Origin of the sequence: Mycobacterium sp., assembly GCF_025933915.1 — a bacterium.
Taxonomy (GTDB): Bacteria; Actinomycetota; Actinomycetes; order Mycobacteriales; family Mycobacteriaceae; genus Mycobacterium.
The window spans coordinates 21,881-39,044 of the sequence record NZ_JAICZA010000029.1 but is presented as its reverse complement, the minus strand read 5'-3'; the positions used below and the strand labels follow the sequence as shown (position 1 = coordinate 39,044).

At 67.5% G+C, this 17,164-nt stretch carries 18 protein-coding genes and 1 pseudogene; 16 read left to right on the top strand and 3 right to left on the bottom strand.

From position 1 onward, the window contains the following. The 3 genes and pseudogenes from Q0W90_RS07155 to Q0W90_RS07145 form a co-directional block, all read left to right on the top strand. A pseudogene (locus tag Q0W90_RS07155) lies at positions 1-349 on the top strand (acyl-CoA thioesterase domain-containing protein); the annotation flags it as partial. 16 nt (positions 350-365) lie between these two features. Continuing rightward, positions 366-1,286, top strand: coding sequence for an LLM class F420-dependent oxidoreductase (locus Q0W90_RS07150; protein WP_297773796.1), 921 nt, complete (start codon positions 366-368; stop codon positions 1,284-1,286). Beyond that, entirely contained in the window at positions 1,287-2,468 is a 1,182-nt protein-coding gene (locus Q0W90_RS07145; RefSeq protein WP_297773794.1) for an acyl-CoA dehydrogenase family protein, read from the top strand. It begins immediately after the preceding gene. On the opposite strand, the gene Q0W90_RS07140 is transcribed toward Q0W90_RS07145, so the two are convergent. After that, positions 2,452-3,138, bottom strand: a complete 687-nt coding sequence (locus tag Q0W90_RS07140) for a DUF427 domain-containing protein (protein WP_297593372.1) — start codon at positions 3,136-3,138, stop codon at positions 2,452-2,454. The two genes, Q0W90_RS07145 and Q0W90_RS07140, sit on opposite strands and share 17 nt — an antisense overlap. Positions 3,139-3,235: 97 nt before the next feature. On the opposite strand from Q0W90_RS07140, the gene Q0W90_RS07135 reads away from it, so the two are divergent. From Q0W90_RS07135 to Q0W90_RS07090, 10 genes are all read left to right on the top strand, one after another. Further along, positions 3,236-4,405, top strand: a complete 1,170-nt coding sequence (locus Q0W90_RS07135) for a CoA transferase (RefSeq protein WP_297593367.1) — start codon at positions 3,236-3,238, stop codon at positions 4,403-4,405. 160 nt (positions 4,406-4,565) lie between these two features. Then, positions 4,566-5,129: a hypothetical protein gene (locus Q0W90_RS07130; protein ID WP_297593365.1), complete on the top strand. Its 564-nt coding sequence runs from the start codon at positions 4,566-4,568 to the stop codon at positions 5,127-5,129. Positions 5,130-5,133: 4 nt separating this feature from the next. After that, positions 5,134-5,838: an NIPSNAP family protein gene (locus Q0W90_RS07125; protein ID WP_297698372.1), complete on the top strand. Its 705-nt coding sequence runs from the start codon at positions 5,134-5,136 to the stop codon at positions 5,836-5,838. Positions 5,839-5,855: 17 nt separating this feature from the next. Then, on the top strand, positions 5,856-7,076 hold the full coding sequence (locus Q0W90_RS07120) for a cytochrome P450 (protein WP_297593361.1): 1,221 nt from the start codon (positions 5,856-5,858) through the stop codon (positions 7,074-7,076). Position 7,077: 1 nt separating this feature from the next. Continuing rightward, positions 7,078-8,046, top strand: coding sequence for a zinc-binding dehydrogenase (locus Q0W90_RS07115; RefSeq protein ID WP_297593359.1), 969 nt, complete (start codon positions 7,078-7,080; stop codon positions 8,044-8,046). Positions 8,047-8,056: 10 nt separating this feature from the next. After that, the gene (locus Q0W90_RS07110; protein WP_297593357.1) at positions 8,057-8,815 is read left to right on the top strand and encodes an aldolase/citrate lyase family protein; all 759 of its coding nucleotides are present in this window, start codon (positions 8,057-8,059) and stop codon (positions 8,813-8,815) included. After that, entirely contained in the window at positions 8,812-9,225 is a 414-nt protein-coding gene (locus tag Q0W90_RS07105) for a nuclear transport factor 2 family protein (protein WP_297593355.1), read from the top strand. The genes Q0W90_RS07110 and Q0W90_RS07105 overlap by 4 nt, the downstream gene beginning before the upstream one ends. Beyond that, entirely contained in the window at positions 9,222-9,950 is a 729-nt protein-coding gene (locus tag Q0W90_RS07100) for an SDR family oxidoreductase (RefSeq protein WP_297593353.1), read from the top strand. The genes Q0W90_RS07105 and Q0W90_RS07100 overlap by 4 nt, the downstream gene beginning before the upstream one ends. Continuing rightward, entirely contained in the window at positions 9,932-11,452 is a 1,521-nt protein-coding gene (locus tag Q0W90_RS07095; protein ID WP_297593351.1) for an NAD(P)/FAD-dependent oxidoreductase, read from the top strand. The genes Q0W90_RS07100 and Q0W90_RS07095 overlap by 19 nt, the downstream gene beginning before the upstream one ends. After that, the gene (locus Q0W90_RS07090; RefSeq protein WP_297773790.1) at positions 11,449-12,384 is read left to right on the top strand and encodes an alpha/beta hydrolase; all 936 of its coding nucleotides are present in this window, start codon (positions 11,449-11,451) and stop codon (positions 12,382-12,384) included. The genes Q0W90_RS07095 and Q0W90_RS07090 overlap by 4 nt, the downstream gene beginning before the upstream one ends. Here Q0W90_RS07090 and Q0W90_RS07085 read toward each other — a convergent pair. Continuing rightward, positions 12,381-13,493, bottom strand: a complete 1,113-nt coding sequence (locus Q0W90_RS07085; RefSeq protein WP_297698376.1) for an alcohol dehydrogenase catalytic domain-containing protein — start codon at positions 13,491-13,493, stop codon at positions 12,381-12,383. The genes Q0W90_RS07090 and Q0W90_RS07085 overlap by 4 nt on opposite strands. Positions 13,494-13,507: 14 nt before the next feature. On the opposite strand from Q0W90_RS07085, the gene Q0W90_RS07080 reads away from it, so the two are divergent. Together Q0W90_RS07080 and Q0W90_RS07075 are read left to right on the top strand one after the other, a co-directional pair. Beyond that, positions 13,508-13,984, top strand: coding sequence for a thioesterase family protein (locus tag Q0W90_RS07080; RefSeq protein ID WP_297593345.1), 477 nt, complete (start codon positions 13,508-13,510; stop codon positions 13,982-13,984). Positions 13,985-14,042: 58 nt separating this feature from the next. Further along, positions 14,043-14,483, top strand: coding sequence for an SRPBCC family protein (locus Q0W90_RS07075; protein WP_297593343.1), 441 nt, complete (start codon positions 14,043-14,045; stop codon positions 14,481-14,483). Here Q0W90_RS07075 and Q0W90_RS07070 read toward each other — a convergent pair. Further along, positions 14,480-15,160 carry a GntR family transcriptional regulator gene (locus Q0W90_RS07070; RefSeq protein ID WP_297593341.1) on the bottom strand — a complete coding sequence of 227 codons (681 nt, stop codon included), beginning with the start codon at positions 15,158-15,160 and terminating at the stop codon, positions 14,480-14,482. The genes Q0W90_RS07075 and Q0W90_RS07070 overlap by 4 nt on opposite strands. Before the next feature lie 194 nt (positions 15,161-15,354). Between Q0W90_RS07070 and fadD5 the strand changes: the two genes are divergently transcribed. Next, on the top strand, positions 15,355-16,959 hold the full coding sequence (gene fadD5, locus Q0W90_RS07065) for a fatty-acid--CoA ligase FadD5 (RefSeq protein ID WP_297698384.1): 1,605 nt from the start codon (positions 15,355-15,357) through the stop codon (positions 16,957-16,959). Positions 16,960-17,164 lie beyond the last annotated feature (205 nt).

The following is a 17,164-nucleotide window of genomic DNA, read 5'->3' as shown; positions in this document are numbered from 1 at the left end:
CCCGATCCCGACCCGCGACGACCTGGCTAAGGCGCTGCTGGCGTACTTCACCGGCCACCTGGGGATCTCCACCACCATGCGCGCGCACGAAGGCATCGGCACCGCCCAGGCGCACCTGACCGTGTCCACCGCACCGATGAGCATCTCGGTCGCCTTCCACGAGCCGGTGCGCTGGGACGGGTGGCTGCTCTACACGCATGAGAGCACTCAGGTGGGCGCGGGAATGTCGTATGTGCGCGGCGCCGTGCACACACAAGAGGGTGAGCTGCTGGCCTCCTTCGCCCAGGAGGCGCTGATCCGCCCGCTGCGGACCAGCGACACCTCGATCGATTCCCGCGCACGCTTCTGACGGCTGGAAAAGTCCGATGTACTTCACCATCACCCACCCGATGCACAGTCATCCCTACAACCCGGAATTGGTGAGCGGGGACGGCATCGGCAAGGTGGCCGCGGCGACCGAAGCGGCCGGGATCCACGGTTTCGGCTTCACCGACCACCCGGCGCCGTCGCAGCGGTGGCTTGAGGCCGGTGGGCATGACGCGTTAGACCCTTTCGTCGCACTGGGTTTCGCCGCGGCGACGACGTCCACTCTGCGACTGATCCCCAACATCGTGGTGCTGCCGTATCGAAACCCGTTCGTGGTGGCCAAGTCCGGCGCCACCCTCGACCTGTTGTCCGGCGGCCGTTTCACGCTCGCGGTGGGCGTGGGCTATCTCAAGCGTGAGTTCGCGGCGCTGGGCGTCAGCTATGACGAGCGCGCCGAGCTGTTCGAGGAAGCGCTGCAGGTGATTCGGGCCGTCTGGACCGAGGATGACATTTCCTTTGAGGGAAAGCATTTCAGCGCGCGTGGTATCACCGCGCATCCCCGTCCCGTCAGCCGCCCGCACCCACCGATCTGGATCGGTGGCAACACCAGCGCGTCGCGCCAGCGGGTGGCGCAGTACGGCGACGGCTGGTGCCCGTTTCCCGCGCCGCCCCAACTGGCGCAGACCGCCGGTACGGCCGTCATCGACTCGGTGCAGAAGCTCACCGAGGGGATCGACGACCTCCGGCGCAGATGCGATGCGGCGGGCCGGGATTGGTCCGCGATCGACATCACCTTCACCAACTTCGAGGGCGGCAGTCCCGCCGACGACGCGTTCAACGCCGACGCTTACCTGGACGGCCTGGACAAGCTGGGGAAGCTCGGGGTCACCTGGGTCAGCGTCCACCTGCCCGGCGACAGCATGACGCATGCGCTCGAGACTCTCGACCGTTTCCGGACCCTCGTGATCGACGTGGCCTAAATGGATTTTTCCCGCGTTGAACTGTCGGCCGAGGACCAGGATTTCTACGATCAGTTTCGGGAGTTCCTCACCGAACACGTCACCGACGAGGTACGGCGGCGCGATCGTGAGACCGGTGAAAACTTCAGTGAGCAAGTCCATTTGGCATTGGGTGAAGCGGGCTATCTAGCGTCGGACTGGAAGCTGGAGTCCGAAGGCGGCTTCAATCCGGTGCGCCGCCGGATCTTCCACCTCGAGATCGGTCGTGCCCATGCCCCGTGGTTCCACTGGGGCACCACGGCGGTCGTCGCGCGGTTGGTGCAGCAGTTCGGGGCAGCCGAACTCGCCGACGCGGTGCTGCCGGGCGTGCTGTCCGGTGAGATTCGGCTATGCCTGGGCTACACCGAGCCCGAGGGCGGCTCCGACGTCGCCACCTGCAAGACGCGAGCGGTGCGGGAGGCGCATGGATCGAGCTGGGTCATCAACGGATCCAAGATGTTCACCTCGAACGCGCAGAACGCCAGGTATGTCTTCCTGCTCACCAACACCGATCCGCAAGGACCCAAGCACAAAAACCTGACCATGTTTCTGGTGCCGCTGGATTCGGAGGGCATCGAGATCCAGGGGATCCGCACCCTGGATGGTGACCGCACCAACATCGTGTACTACAGCGACGTGCGGGTCGATGACCTCTACCGGATCGGTGAGGTCAACGGCGGCTGGACAGTAATGCGGTTCGCCCTCGACGCCGAACATGGCGTCACCGAGATCCAAGACCATGGCCTGCAGAACATTTCGATGCTGTCAGAGCACGGCCACCTGATGGCCGAGGCAGCCGACCGAGTCGCGGCGATCCTGTCCACACCCGATGCGAACGGGCGACGCCCGATCGACGACGAGGCGACGAAATACCGCCTCGGGCGCAGCATGGCCCGGATCGAGGCGGCCATGTCGACTCCCGAGATGTACGGGCGCGTGGGGCTCATCCAGACCATGCGCGACGTCTCCCAGGAATTGATGGACATGCTGGGGACGGCATCGGCATTGCCCACCGATACAACAGGTTCCGCAGACGACGGTGGTATCGAATTCATCTTCCGGCACGGCGTGCCCGCCGGGATCTACGGAGGCACCATGGAGGTGTTTCGCAACATGATCGCCCAGCACGGTCTGGGGCTCGGGCGGCCTAGCTACGGCCGCTGACCGGCAGCTCGGCCAGCACGTCGACGCGGGCGTCGTCGAAACTCAGAAGCCCGTTGATGGGCAGGCTTTCCGGCGGCGTGTCGAGATAACACCAGGCGACGTCCTCGACGACATTCTCGCCCGAGCCGAACGACCAATACGTCGCGAAGCCCTTGTAGTTGCAGTAGCTCGACGTCTCGGATCGCCGCAGCAGATCGGTGCGCACGTGTGCCGGGTCGACATACAACCTGGGGTCGAGCGCGGTCTCGAAAAGAATCATCGTGTCGTCCGTGTCGACCAGCGTGGTGCCGGCGACGCGGACGCGCAGGCGGCGCTGTGTCGGACGGCAGTCGACGCGGTGATAGGGATTGGGCGGGTAGTGGACGAGTTTGCGTCCCTCCTCGAACCACGTGTCGACGGCGTCCCACCGGACCTGAACGAAACCCGGTGCCTCCGGCTCCGGCTCACTCGGCAGGTCGCCGACGTCGTCGGCGGCGAAGACGTAGCACAGCGGTCGGCCCGGCCGGTGCACCATCAGCGCCCGCTCGGTGTCGATCACCAGCCGCCCGTCCTTGACCGCCTGCACGCGCCGTGGATGCGGCTCGACGTAGACAACGCCGTCGGGTATCGGGGGCGAGAAGCGCCCCGCCGGATCGCTGCTGAGCGGACCACGCCCTGCTACCAGGCTCATGGAGCCAAGCCTAGAAGGCCGTCGAGCGTGGGGCCGAGGCACCAAACTGGGGTAGTTCCGGTGCCTAGGCCCCACACTCGGCGCTTAGGGTGAACCCATGGCGGGACCGGTGGAAGGCGTCAAAGTCGTCGAGCTCGGGGTGTGGGTGGCCGGACCGGCCGCCGGCGGCATCCTGGCGGACTGGGGCGCGGACGTGATCAAGATCGAGCCGCCGACCGGTGATCCGGCGCGCATGTTCGGCCGGATGCTGGGATGCGACCTGGGTCTCAACCCGCCGTTCGAAATGGACAACCGGTCCAAGCGCAGCGTGGTGTTGGACCTGGGCACCGACGCGGGTCGTGGCACCGCGTTCGAATTGCTCGCCGGCGCAGACGTTTTCCTGACCAATGTGCGTCCCGGCGCGCTACAACGGCTCGGGCTGGACTTCGAGTCGGTGGCGGCGGCCAACCCCAGCCTGGTCTACGGGCTGATCACCGGCTACGGCGAAAGCGGGCCGGACGCCGATCGCGCCGCCTACGACGTGGCAGCGTTCTGGTCGAGGGCCGGCGTGGCCCACCTGCTCACCCGGCCCGGCGAGACGCCGCCGTTTCAGCGCGGCGGGATGGGTGATCACTCGGCCGGGATGACGATGGCCGCGGCGGTCTGCGCGGCACTGCTCGCACGCGAGCGCACGGGGACGGGCCAACTGGTGACGACCTCGCTGTACCGGCAGGGCGCCTACACCGTCAGCTTCGACCTGAACACCTATCTGATGAGCGGCCAGCCGATCGCGATCGGGCAACGCGATTCCATGGGAAACCCCTGCATGAACAACTACACCGCCCAGGACGGGCGGCGGTTCTGGATCGTCGGTCTCGAGCCCGAGCGGCACTGGCCGGCGTTGTGCCGCGCGGTGGGCCGCCCCGAATGGCGCGACGATCCCCGGTTCGCCGATGCCCGCTCCCGCGCGGTCAACTCGGCGGCGCTGATCGCCGCGCTCGACGAGATCTTCGCGACCCGCCCGCTCGACGAGTGGGCGCGGGTCTTCGCCGGCGAACCGGATTTCTTCTGGTCGCCGGTCAATACCCTCGAGGACGTCGTGGCCGACGAGCAGTTCCACGCCGCGGGCGGCATCGTCGACGTGCCCGACGGGGACGCGGTCGTGCCGATGGTGGCCACACCGGCGGATTTTCACGGCACCCCCTGGGCACCGCGTTCTGCGGCACCAGAACTCGGGCAGCACACCGAGGAAGTCCTGGCCGACCTCGAGGCGCGCCGCGGTGGGTGACGGGTCGCCCGGACCTTTACAAATTTCGCCAGAAGTGTCACGCTGTGCGGTGAGTCGCTTCACCCGACGCGTGCAGCGGCTCCAGCCCTTGAGAAGGCCCATGACAAGCGCTTGAGGCCCGCCAGCGGAGTCGCTGCGGGCAGTGGTGAGGAATGGATCGATGGTCGCTCCAACGTTCGACATCAGCAAGAGCAGCGCCGCCCGAGCAACCGAGGCCCATGGCGAGGGCCTGCGGTATCGACTGGACGTCGTCGCGGCCAGCGCCGCCGATGTCGTGCAATCGGCCGGCGGTTGGCTCTACGACCGGGCGATGGCCGGCTGGGAGGTGACCGTGCTGCTCCCGCTGGGCTGCGACACCCGGTCGCTGCGGATCCTGGGCGTTCGGGCATCGGACCTCGAGTCATCGCTGGCCACCCTGGGGGCGGGCTCGGCAAGCCTGGCCGTCAGCGCCGAGGCATTCACCGCCGACGCGCGGGTGCGTACCGCGGTGCTCGACTCGCTGGACAACCGGCTCACGGAGGTCGCGTTGTGGGGCGACGGGTGGCCGCTGGAAGTGAACCGTGCGACGACCCGCGCCCAGCATCTGCTCAGTGGGGCGGCGCGCATGTTCAAGGGTTATGCACTTGCGGCAGAAGGTATTTCGGATGCCGACGTCGCTCCCACCGAGACGCTGCTGTGCGACGTGGGTTCGGGGGCCGACTCAGAGCTGATCCGGCTCGACTAGGCCTATGAAGAAGTACTACAAACACGCGCTGCTCTACCTGCACGAGACGATCTCGCTGGGGTCCGGACGAAGCGACCGCTTCACCGAGATCTTCGCCGACACCTATCAGCCGATGATGGAACAACTCGGCGCCCGGCTGTTCGCGATCTGGGAATCCACCCCGTACAACGGTCACTGGCCGCAGGTGACGGTGATCTGGGAGATCGACGGGTTCGCCGACTACGCCAGGATCGGCGCCGCTCAGGCTCGCGGCGGCAGCCACGAGGCCGCGGCCGGCACATGGGCGGCGTTTCTGGCCGACGTCGGCGCCGCGGGCGAGGGCCGAATCATGTACGGCGGACCCAGCAATAGGACGCTCGCCCAGCTGCGCGAGGCCAATTTCACTGCGCCGCTGGTGATCCAGGAGATCATGCAGACCAAGCCGGGGCGCCAGGACGACTACATCCGCGAGCTGGAGCGGCTCTACGTGCCGTGGTCGGAACGCACCGGGAAGCGCTGGCTCGGCTCGTTCACCACGACCTTCCGCTACAACGAAGTCATCCACTACTGGGCGCTGGACGGGGGATGGGACTGCTTCGCCGAGCACTATCCCTCGTGGAAAGAGAGCCCACCCGCCGAGATCGTCACCTGGATGAGCGTGGCACCCGCGCTGCGCGACGGGTGGGAAGATTCCATCCTGCAGGCGCTACCACCATCGCCGCTGCAGTGACCGCGCGCCAAGGACCCATGAACCACACCGACTTCAGCTACGACCCCTTCGACGATGCGGTGATGGCAAACCCGTTGCCGTACTACCGAATCCTGCGCGACCACCACCCGGTCTACTACATGCCGCAGTGGGACACCTTTGCGCTGTCCCGTTTCGAGGACATCTGGAAAGTGCTGGAAGTCAACAACGGCACATTCGTCGCCTCGGAGGGCACGTTGCCGGCCGCATCGGTTCTGGCCCAGCACAACACCGGGCCGGTCGACGACCCGCCGCTGCATCCGCTGCCGTTCCACGCCATGTTCGACGCGGACCTGTACGGCGAGATCCGGCGCACCCACTCCCGGCCGTTTCGGCCCCGTTCGGTCACCGACCTCGCGGGCAGGATCCGGGCGCTGGCCAACGAACGCCTCGATCTGCTGCTGCCGCGTGGCTCGTTCGACCTGACCCAGGACTACGGCGGCGTCGTGGTAGCCGCCATTGTCTGCGAACTCCTGGGTATACCAACCGATCTCGCGCCGCAAGTCCTCGCGGCGGTCAATGCGGGCAGCCTCGCCCAGCCCGGCGTGGGCGTGGACACCGGCCAAGCGCGCCCCAACTACTTCGAGTTCCTGCTGCCCGCGGTCGCCCGCCGCCGCGCCGATCAGTCCGGGGCATCACTGGACGTGGTCGACGGCCTGCTCGGCTATCACCTGCCCGACGGCCGCGCGCTCGACGACATGGAAGTCGCCACCCAGATGCTGTGCATCTTCATCGGGGGGACCGAGACCGTGCCCAAAATCGTCGCCCACGGGCTGTGGGAGCTCAGTCAGCGGCCCGACCAGCTGGCCGCTGTCCGCGCCGATCCCGAGAACAACGTGCCCGTCGCCCGGGACGAGATAGTCAGATACTGCGCGCCGGCGCAGTGGTTCGCGCGAACGGTGCGCAAGCCCTTCGACATTCACGGTCAAACCATCAACCCCGGCCAGCGTGTCATCACCCTGCTCGCGTCGGCCAGCCGCGACGAGCGGGAATACCCCGAGCCCGACGAATTCATCTGGGACCGGCCCATCCGCCGCTCGTTGGCGTTCGGCCGCGGCCAGCACTTCTGCATCGGATACCACCTGGCGAGGCTGGAAATGGATGTGCTGCTTGCCGAATGGCTGCGCCGGGTGCCCGACTACGCGATCCAGGCCGACACCGCCACCCGGCTGCCGTCCAGCTTCCAATGGGGTTGGAACAACATCCCGGTGGAGGTTTGACGTGTGGTCCTACCGGATCATCGCCCCGTACCTGTTCGAGCGGACCACGATGCCAGACAAGACACCCGAATGCCTGGCCGACGGGCAGGTGCTGCTGCGGTTTCTGGCCGCCGGTGTCTGTGGCAGCGATCTACCCGCGTTCCGCGGGGCCAAGGGCCGACTCCCCGGCGACGACGGCCGCAGCGGTCCCGAGAAGGACGGCTTCCCCATCCACGAGGTCGCCGGCGAGGTGATCGCCAGCCGGCATCCCGCGCACCGTCCCGGAGACCGCGTGGTGGGCTGGGCGTCCGGGTTCGACGGCATGATGGAGCGCGTCGTCACCAACGGTGAGGGGTTGGCACCCTACGATCCGGCGCTGACCCCGGCGCAGGCCATCGGGCTGCAGCCGCTGGCCTGTGTGCTCTACGCCTGCGAGCAGCTCGGTGACCTGGCGGGCCGGCACGTCGCGATCATCGGCCAGGGATCGATCGGCCTGCTGTTCTCCTACGTCGCCAAGGCGGCCGGTGCGCGGCGCGTCACCGGGGTCGACCCGATCGACCGTCGCGATCTGGCAAGGGCATTCGGCGTCGACGATCCGGTGCGCGCCGCCAGTGACCGCTGGGCGAGTCAGCTCGAGCCCGGGGATCGCGCCGACGTCGTCATCGAGGCGGTGGGTCACCAGGTCGCCACCTTGGCGCACGCCATTGATGCCGCCGCCCCCGGCGGCACCGTCTTTTATTTCGGCGTGGCCGACGACGAAATGTATCCGATCAGCATGCGGGCGATGCTGCGCAACAACCTGACACTGAAATCCGGTGTGACGCTTGAGCGGCGGCGGATGCTGGAGCTCGCGAGCAAGTTCAGCGCCGAGCATCCCTGGCTGCTCGGCGCCTATCTCACCCACACGTTCGGTGTCGAGCAGGTGCAGGACGCGTTCGAGCTGGCCTGCCGACCGGTCGCCGAACGCATCAAGATCGCGATCGCCGGGTGAGGGGCCGACCGTGACCGACGCTTCGCCGAGCAATCTGCAGCTGGCACTGAGCGGCAAATCCGCGATATTCGGCGGCTGGGTCACCGGTCCGACATTGCTCGGGCCCGAGGAATTCGCCCGCGCCGGTTATGATTACGTCGGATTCGACGCCCAGCACGGCTATCTCGATGACGCCGACATCGCCGGCATGCTGCGCCGCACCGAACACCTGCCGCTGGGCACCGTGGTGCGCCTACCCAACGCCGATGCCGCACCCATCGGGCGGGTGGCCGACGCCGGTGCCGACGCCGTCGTCATCGCGATGATCGAGTCGGCTGATCAGGCCGCCGCGGCGGTGGCCGCGACCCGCTACCCGCCGGCGGGCGTGCGCAGCTTCGGTCCGCTGCGCGCCAGCCTGGGTCACGATCCGGTCGCCCACGAATCCCGGGTCAGCGTGTTCGCGATGATCGAAACCGCGGCGGCACTGGCGGACATCCGGGAAATCTGCGCCGTCGACGGCCTGACCGGAATCTATGTCGGCCCAGCCGATCTCGCCATCTCCCTGGGCGCCGGTGTGGTCGGGGCGGCCCGGCATCCGGAGGTGCTCGACGCGATAACCCGCGTCCACCGGGTGGCGTCGGACGCGGGCCTGGTCACCGGCATTCACGCCGGGGACGGTAACACGGGTCACGCCATGGCGCGGTTGGGGTTTGCCATGATCACCCTAGCCGCCGAGTCGCAGGCGCTGCGGCGAGGGGCGGCGGAGCACCTGCGTGAGGCGACGCGATGACCACCACCCCCCCGCCGGACGATCAGGCCGCGATTCGCGAGCTGATCGCCGGCTACGCGCTCGCACTCGATGCCGGAGACGTCGACGCGTGCGTGCAGCTTTTCGCGCCCGACGGGGAATTCCTGGTCTACGGCAAGACCTTTGCCGGCCATGACGGCATCGCCGGCATGTTCCGCAACGCGGCGCGCGGCCTGCATCTGACCGGCGTGTCACGGATCGCTGTCGACGGGGAGAGCGCCACCGCCCGATCGCAGGTGTTGTTCGTCCGCGCCGGCGATCTGCAGCTGCGACCCGCCCTCTACGACGACGAACTGACCCGCGTCGCCGGTCACTGGCGCTTTGTGCGGCGGCGGTGCAGCTTCATCACCAGCGGCGGATTGGCCGACAGTCCGGAGGGCACGCCAGCATGAACCCACGCGTCGCATTGGTGACCGGCGCCGCCGGCGGGCAGGGCCGGGCCATCGCCGAACGGCTGCGCGCCAAGGGGTTTTTGGTGGCCGCGTGCGATCGGCGCGCCGACGAACTCGTCGCGGCGATACGCGAATCGGGCGACGAGGAGCTGATCGCGGTCGAGCTCGACGTCACCTCGGAGCAGCAGTGGGACGCGGCCGTCGGCCGGGTCGTCGACCGCTTCGGGTCGCTGAGCACGCTGGTCAATTGCGCCGGCGTGCTGCACCGGGCCTCGTTGACCGAGGAGACGGCCGAAGGCTTCGAAAACTCGTGGCGGGTCAACTGTCTGGGCGCCTTCCTCGGCATGCGCGCCGCGCTGGAACACCTGCGCGAGGCGCCCGACGCGTCCATCGTGAACATCTGCAGCACCGGCGCGATCCGCCCCTTCCCACAGCACGGTGCCTACGGCTCGTCGAAGTGGGCACTGCGCGGTCTGACCCAAACCGCCGCGGCCGAACTGGCTCCCTCCGGCATCCGCGTCAACGCCGTGTTTCCCGGACCGATCGCCACATCGATGCTCGACGAGACCACCCAGACCCGGCTGGCCGCGGCGTCGATGTTCGGGCGGATAGGCCGGGCCGATGAGGTCGCCGACGCCGTGGCCTTCCTGGTCTCCGGCGAGGCGTCGTTCATCACCGGCTCCGAACTCATCATCGACGGTGGTCAATGCCTGCAGATTCGATGAGCGACATCTCGGTCGGCATCATCGGCGCCGGACCAGGGGGACTGGCGCTGGGAATCATGCTGTCGCGCGCCGGGTTTGGCGATTTCACCATCTTCGACCGCGAAGACGGCGTCGGGGGCACCTGGCGGATCAACACCTATCCGGGACTGGCGTGCGACGTCAAGTCGCACCTCTACTCGTATTCCTTCGACCTGAACGCCCACTGGTCACGACTGTGGTCGGGACAACCCGAGATCCTGGACTACTTCCAGCGAAGCACCGACAAGCACGGTCTGCGGCCACACCTGAAGCTGCGCACCGAAATCCGTTCGGCACAATGGAATCCGGATACCCAGCTGTGGTGCCTGACCACCGCGGCCGGCGAACGGCATCACTTCAACGTCGTGGTGTCGGCCGTGGGCCTGTTCACCCGGCCGTTGCTGCCCGATCTCATCGAACAAGAGCCGTTCACCGGAACGGTGATGCACTCGTCGCGCTGGGACCACTCGATCCCGCTGGAAGGCAAGCGGATTGCGGTGCTGGGGACCGGATCGACCGCCTCACAGCTGATCCCGGAATTGGCCAAGGTGGCCGACAAGGTGTATTCGGTGCAACGATCGGCCACCTGGATACTGCCCAAGCCGGACCGGGACTACACACGACGGGAGCGCTGGGCCTTCGCGCACCTGCCCTTCGCCAAGAAGCTCTACCGGACCCGGCTGTGGATGCGCAGCGAATCCAACATCTCGGTGATCGAGCACGGCAGCGAAAAGACCGAGCAATTCACCGCCGTCGCACTGGGACTGCTCGAGAAGACCGTCGACGATGAGGAATTGCGCCGCAAGCTCACCCCGGATCATCCGATGGGCTGCAAGCGGCTGGTGTTCTCCTCGGACTACCTGCCCGCGCTGACCCGGCCCAACGTCGAGGTGGTGACCAGCCCGGCGCGTTACCTGCGTGCCCGATCCCTTCTCACCGAAGACGGCACCGAACGCGAGGTCGATCTGGTGGTCTGCGCCACCGGCTACGCCGCCGCCGACTACCTCGGGGAGCTGGACGTGTCCGGCGAACACGGAATCACGCTGCGGCAGGTCTGGCGCGACGGAGCGCACGCCTACCTCGGCATGGCCGTGCCGGGGTTCCCGAATTTCTTCATGCTGTACGGGCCGAACACCAACGTCGGTTCCAACAGTGTCATCTTCATCCTGGAAGCCCAGGCGCGCTACGTCGTGCGGGCGTTGCGCTTCCTGCGGCGCAACCGCAGGCGCTATGTCGCCGTCCGTCCCTCGGCGCTGGCCGATTTCGTCGCCAAGGTCGACCGCTGGATGGAGGGCACCGTCTGGACCACCCAGTGCAGCAACTACTTCCGCGCTCCCAACGGGCGCGTGGTCACGCAGTGGCCGCGCAGCGCGCGCACCTTCTGGGGAATGACGCGCAGGTTCAGGCCGGCCGATTTCCGGTTCGAAGCGCCCGCCATCTCGGTCCGGCCCGCGGCCGCCGCACCCGAGCGGGGCACGCGATGACGGAACTGGACGGCGCCGATCGCCTTGACCCCGCGCTGCGTGCGGTCGCGACCACGCGCACCGACTTTTCCGCGGCCGCAATCCAGCTCACCCGTGAACCGTTCAACGAGCGCCGCCGTCTCACCGCCGAGCAGACCGATGCGTGCGAGGTCCGGATCGCCGAGAACGACGCGGGCGGCGTCCGGGTGCGCGTCTATCGCGGCGGACCCGAGCCGGCGCCGGTGGTCATCTATTGCCACGCCGGCGGTTTCGCGCTGGGAAACCTCGATACCGATCACCGCCAGTGTGTGGAGCTCGCCCGCCGCGCCCGCTGCACGGTGGTGTCGGTGGACTACCGGCTGGCGCCGGAGCACCCCTATCCGGCCGCGCTCGACGACGCCAGCGCCGTGTTGCGCTGGGTGGCCGCCGACGCGGCCGCGCTCGGGGTGGATCCGGCACGGCTGGCCGTCGCGGGCAGCAGCGCCGGCGCGGCTTTGGCCGCATGCCTGGCGCAACGCGCCGCCGACGGATCATTGCCCCCGGTGGTGTTCCAGCTGCTGCACCAGCCGGTGCTCGACGACCGGGCCACCCCGTCGAAGGCGGAGTTCCGCACCAGCCCGGCCTTCGACGGCGAGGGCGCCGAGTTGATGTGGCGCCACTACCTGGGCCCGGCGGCCGGGCCGGAGGCCCGGTCGGAGGCCGCGGTGCCCGCGCGGCGAAGCGAAGTGGCAGGTTTGGCACCGGCTTTGATCACCTGCGCCGAGATCGACCCGTTCCGTGACGAGGCGATCGACTATGCGCAGCGGCTGCTGCACGCCGGAGTCTCGACCGAGCTGCACGTGTTTGCCCGCGCGTGCCACGGATTCGATTCACTGCTGCCGGAATGGCCAGGCTCGCAACACATGTTCGCGCTGCAGGGGGACGCGTTGTCCAGCGCGCTACACGGCGACTAACCGTCGAATCGGATGAGCTGGCGCACCGCGGTGCCGTCGGCCAGATGGTCCATCGCCTCGTTGATGTCGTCGAGCCGGATCGTCGACGACACCAGCGATTGCACCGGCAGCCGGCCCGAGCGCCACAGCTCGACGAACCGGGGGATGTCCCGGCTGGGCACCGACGAGCCGAGATAGCTGCCGATCAGCGAGCGGCCTTCGGCCACGAAACCCAACGGCGACACGGTGATCCGCGCGGCCGGCGGAGGCAGGCCCACGGTGACGGTCCGTCCGCCCGGTGCGGTCAAGCCGATCGCGGTCTCGAGTGCGGCGGGATGGCCGACGGCCTCGACGACCACGGCGGCCTTCACCTGGGCTTCGGCGGCCTGCTGCGGTGTGTACGCCTCGTGGGCCCCCAGGCCGCGGGCGGCGGCCAACTTCTCGGGCAACTGGTCGACGGCGACGACGCGCACGTCGTCATAGGTGAGCGCGGTCAGCAGGGCCGCCATCCCGACACCCCCCAGCCCGACGACGGCGACCGTCTGGCCCGGTCGCGGACGCCCCACATTGAGCACCGCGCCACCGCCCGTCAGCACCGCGCATCCCAGCAGCGCGGCGACGTCGGCCGGCACGTCGGGCGGCACCGGAACCGCGCTGGCCCGATTGACGACCGCATGCGTGGCGAAGCCCGAGACCCCGAGGTGGTGAAACACCGGGTGGCCGGCCCGGCTCAGCCGAACATCGCCGCCCAGCAAGGTTCCCGCCCCGTTGGCCGCGCTGCCCGGCTCACACGGCGTCAGCCCGTCGGTCGCGCACGCCGCGCAATGGCCGCACCGCGGCAAGAACACCAGCACCACCCGCTGCCCGACGGCCACATCATCGACGCCGGCGCCGACCTGTTCGACGATTCCGGCGGCCTCATGACCGAGCAACATCGGCACCGGGCGCACCCGGTTGCCGTCGACCACCGACAGGTCGGAGTGGCAGATGCCGGCCGCCTCGACGCGGACCAGGACTTCGTCGCGCCCCGGGGGCGCGAGGTCGAGGTCGCTGATGCTGATGGGCCGCGACTGCGCGTAAGGCCGGGACGCCCCGATGCGCTCCAGTACCGCGCCCCGAATTCCGGACATGCTGGAATACAACCATGGCGTCGGCTCCAGTAGTTCCGCCCGCACCGGACGGGTTGACCAGCAACGACTTCCCGGTGCTGTGGCCGGTCGGAACCCGGTGGGCCGATAACGACATGTTCGGCCACCTCAACAACGCGGTCTACTACCAATTGTTCGACACCGCGATCAACGCCTGGATCAACACCGGTACCGGGCTGGACCCGATCACCACACCGGCGCTGGGCATCGTGGCCGAGTCGGGCTGCCGCTACTTCTCCGAACTGCATTTCCCGCAGAACCTCACGGTGGGCCTGGCCGTGACACGGCTGGGCCGCAGCAGCGTCACCTACCGGCTGGGTGTCTTCGAGTCCGGAGCAGAACCAGCGCGGCCAATCACCGCGCTGGGGCATTGGGTCCACGTCTACGTCGACAGGGTCACCCGCAAGTCGGTCCCGATTCCCGATCCCATCCGGTCCCTTCTGACGACGGCCCGCATCGACGAATCGACCTAGTCCCGGCCCAGATAGCGCCCTGCTCTGGGGTTTTCGCTTACCCCGTTATGCTGCGCGCATGCCAGTCTTGAGCAAGACCGTCGAAATCGGCGCCGATGCCGCGTTGATCATGAAGATCGTCGGCGACTTCGAGGCCTACCCCCACTGGAACGAAGAGATCAAAGGCCTCTGGGTCCTTGCCCGCTATGACGACGGCCGACCCAGTCAGCTGCGGCTCGACACCGACTACCAGGGCATGCAGAGCATGTTCATCCAGGCCGTGTACTACCCCGGGGAAAACCAGATCCAGACCGTCCTGCAGCAAGGCGATCTGTTCACCAAGCAGGAGCAACTGTTTTCCGTGGTGGCGATGGGCGCGTCGAGCCTGCTGACCGTGGATCTGGACGTGGAAACCTCGATGCCCGTCCCGGCGCCGATGGTCAAGCAACTCCTCAACAACGTCCTCGACCACCTCGCCGAGAGCCTCAAGCAGCGGGCCGAGCAGTTGGCCGCCAGCTAGTCGAAGATCCCCATGCGGTCCCGCATCTCGGTCAGCCGCGCCGCCGCGTCGGTGAACTGCCACACGGTGTGCTCGATCACCGCGGCGGTGTCGTGCCTGCGTAGCGCGGCGATCAGCTGCCGATGGTTCTCGACGGCGGCCTTGCCCCAATGCGGATCGGCGGCGTACACCAGCACCGGCATGTAGCGGGCGGCGTTGAGCAGGAACCAGGCCAACTTGATTCGGCCGCTGGCCTGGTTGAAGACACGGTGAAACGCGAACTCGATGCCCGCGATGGTCTCGGCGTCGCTGGACCCGACGGCCGCGGCGAGCGAATCGTTGATGCGGTCCAGCTCGTCGATCTGGGCGTCGGTGATGTGGTCGGTGGCCGCGGCCGCCAGCTGTTCGGCGATCGAGGCCTGCAGCCAGAAGATGTCCTCGATGTCTTGGCGGCTGAGCGGCAACACGACGTGACCGCGGTGCGGTTCGAGTTGCACCATGCCCTCACCGCGCAGCTTCAGCAGGGCTTCCCGCACCGGGGTGACGCTGACACCGAGCTGGGCCGCGGTCTCGTCGAGCCGGATGAACGTTCCCGGACGCAGCGTGCCGGACATGATCGACGCCCGCAGATGACCCGCGACCTCGTCGGACAGCTGAGCGCGCCGCAGCGGCCGCCAACTCCTCGGCTGCATAGACATCGGTGCGTTCACAGGGGCTGCCAGGGCTTTCGGTGGCTTGGCGGGATGGAGTTCAAGCTTTGACGGGGCTTGACGAGGGCTATTCGAGGACTTGTCAGTGGACCGTCAAAGCCATAGTGTGACCCACACAACACTATGTTTTATCAAATATCAACCTGGCGCAAGCGGTGCGCGAGTGAAGGGAAGTGTTGAGTTTGACCGCGCAATTGGCGAACCATCTGACACACGCGAACGAGCAGCCGTACCTGGCCCGGCGGCAAAATTGGGTGAACCAACTCGAACGCCACGCACTGATGCAGCCGAACGCGACAGCGCTGAGGTTCCTGGGGAACACGCTGACGTGGGGTGAACTGCGCGGCCGGGTGGCGGCGCTGGCCGACGCGCTGAGCCGTCGGGGTGTCGGCTTCGGTGACCGGGTCATGATCCTGATGCTCAACCGCGCGGAGTTCGTCGAATCGGTGCTGGCCATCAACATGCTCGGCGCCATCGCCGTACCGCTGAACTTCCGGCTCACCGCGGCCGAAATCGCCTTCCTGGTCGAGGACTGCGAAGCGCGCCTCATCATCACCGAATCGGTGCTCGCCCCCGTGGCCACCGGGGTGCGCGACATCGAGTCGCTGCTCGGCACGATCGTCGTCGCGGGCGGCTCAACTTACGACGACACGGCCAGCGTGCTGGGTTACGAAGACCTCATCAACGAGACCGGGGAGCCGCACGCACCCGTCGACATCCCGAACGATTCGCCGGCGTTGATCATGTACACCTCGGGCACCACCGGCCGGCCGAAGGGCGCCGTGCTCACCCACACCAATCTGACCGGCCAGACGATGACCGGGCTGTACACCAACGGCGCCGACATCAACAGTGACGTCGGGTTCATCGGTGTGCCGTTCTTCCACATCGCCGGCATCGGCAACATGCTGACCGGGGTGCTGCTCGGCATCCCCACCGTCATCTACCCGCTCGGCGCGTTCGAGCCCGGGCAACTGCTCGACGTGCTGGCCGCCGAGAAGGTCACCGGGATCTTCCTGGTTCCCGCGCAGTGGCAGGCGGTCTGCGCCGAACAGAAGGCACGCCCGCGCGACCTGAAATTGCGGGTGATCTCGTGGGGGGCCGCGCCGGCGCCCGACGCCTTGCTGCGTGAGATGTCGGCGAGGTTCCCCGGCACGCAGATACTGGCCGCGTTCGGCCAGACGGAGATGTCGCCGGTCACGTGCATGCTGCTGGGCGAGGATGCCATCCGCAAACGCGGTTCGGTCGGCAAGGTGATCCCCACGGTAGCCGCCCGGGTTGTCGACGAAAACATGAACGATGTGCCTATCGGCGAGGTGGGTGAAATCGTCTATCGCGCACCAACTTTGATGAGCGGCTACTGGAACAATCCGGAAGCCACGGCGGAGGCGTTCGCCGGGGGCTGGTTCCACTCCGGCGACCTGGTCCGCATGGACTCCGACGGCTACGTGTGGGTGGTCGACCGCAAGAAGGACATGATCATCTCCGGTGGCGAGAACATCTACTGCGCCGAGGTGGAGAACGTCCTGGCCAGCCACCCGAGCATCGTCGAGGTCGCCGTTATCGGCCGGGCCCACGACAAGTGGGGTGAGGTGCCGATCGCGGTCGCCGCAGTGGCGGGCGACAATTTGCGGCTCGACGAGCTCGACGAGTTTTTGACCGAGCGGCTGGCGCGATACAAGCACCCCAAGGCGCTCGAGATCGTCGATGCGCTGCCGCGCAACCCGGCCGGCAAGGTACTCAAGACTGAACTGCGGATCCGTTACGGGGTCGCAAAAATCGACTAAATCCATTCTAGGGCAACAGGTTCTACGGCCAGAGAGGAAATTTGGTGGGAGCTGTAACGTTTGCCGGTTGTTGGCGAAGGGTTAATTGTGCAGATGCTGTTCACACGTGCTTGGCCATCGGGTACATTCCTGTGGTCTCCGTTACTACTTGCCAGTAGGGAGCCGATGGTCACAGACATCAAGTCGGGGCGAGGTGGAGGCGTGT

Coding starts and splice junctions, on each gene's coding strand:
- Q0W90_RS07135 (WP_297593367.1), top strand. CDS start 3,236: ATGGCGGGACCGGTGGAAGGCGTCAAAGTCGTCGAGCTCGGGGTGTGG.
- Q0W90_RS07070 (WP_297593341.1), bottom strand. CDS start 15,160: ATGTCTATGCAGCCGAGGAGTTGGCGGCCGCTGCGGCGCGCTCAGCTG.
- Q0W90_RS07145 (WP_297773794.1), top strand. CDS start 1,287: ATGGATTTTTCCCGCGTTGAACTGTCGGCCGAGGACCAGGATTTCTAC.
- Q0W90_RS07120 (WP_297593361.1), top strand. CDS start 5,856: ATGAACCACACCGACTTCAGCTACGACCCCTTCGACGATGCGGTGATG.
- Q0W90_RS07125 (WP_297698372.1), top strand. CDS start 5,134: ATGAAGAAGTACTACAAACACGCGCTGCTCTACCTGCACGAGACGATC.
- Q0W90_RS07090 (WP_297773790.1), top strand. CDS start 11,449: ATGACGGAACTGGACGGCGCCGATCGCCTTGACCCCGCGCTGCGTGCG.
- Q0W90_RS07085 (WP_297698376.1), bottom strand. CDS start 13,493: ATGTCCGGAATTCGGGGCGCGGTACTGGAGCGCATCGGGGCGTCCCGG.
- Q0W90_RS07140 (WP_297593372.1), bottom strand. CDS start 3,138: ATGAGCCTGGTAGCAGGGCGTGGTCCGCTCAGCAGCGATCCGGCGGGG.
- Q0W90_RS07130 (WP_297593365.1), top strand. CDS start 4,566: ATGGTCGCTCCAACGTTCGACATCAGCAAGAGCAGCGCCGCCCGAGCA.
- Q0W90_RS07080 (WP_297593345.1), top strand. CDS start 13,508: ATGGCGTCGGCTCCAGTAGTTCCGCCCGCACCGGACGGGTTGACCAGC.
- Q0W90_RS07075 (WP_297593343.1), top strand. CDS start 14,043: ATGCCAGTCTTGAGCAAGACCGTCGAAATCGGCGCCGATGCCGCGTTG.
- Q0W90_RS07105 (WP_297593355.1), top strand. CDS start 8,812: ATGACCACCACCCCCCCGCCGGACGATCAGGCCGCGATTCGCGAGCTG.
- Q0W90_RS07095 (WP_297593351.1), top strand. CDS start 9,932: ATGCCTGCAGATTCGATGAGCGACATCTCGGTCGGCATCATCGGCGCC.
- Q0W90_RS07100 (WP_297593353.1), top strand. CDS start 9,222: ATGAACCCACGCGTCGCATTGGTGACCGGCGCCGCCGGCGGGCAGGGC.
- Q0W90_RS07150 (WP_297773796.1), top strand. CDS start 366: ATGTACTTCACCATCACCCACCCGATGCACAGTCATCCCTACAACCCG.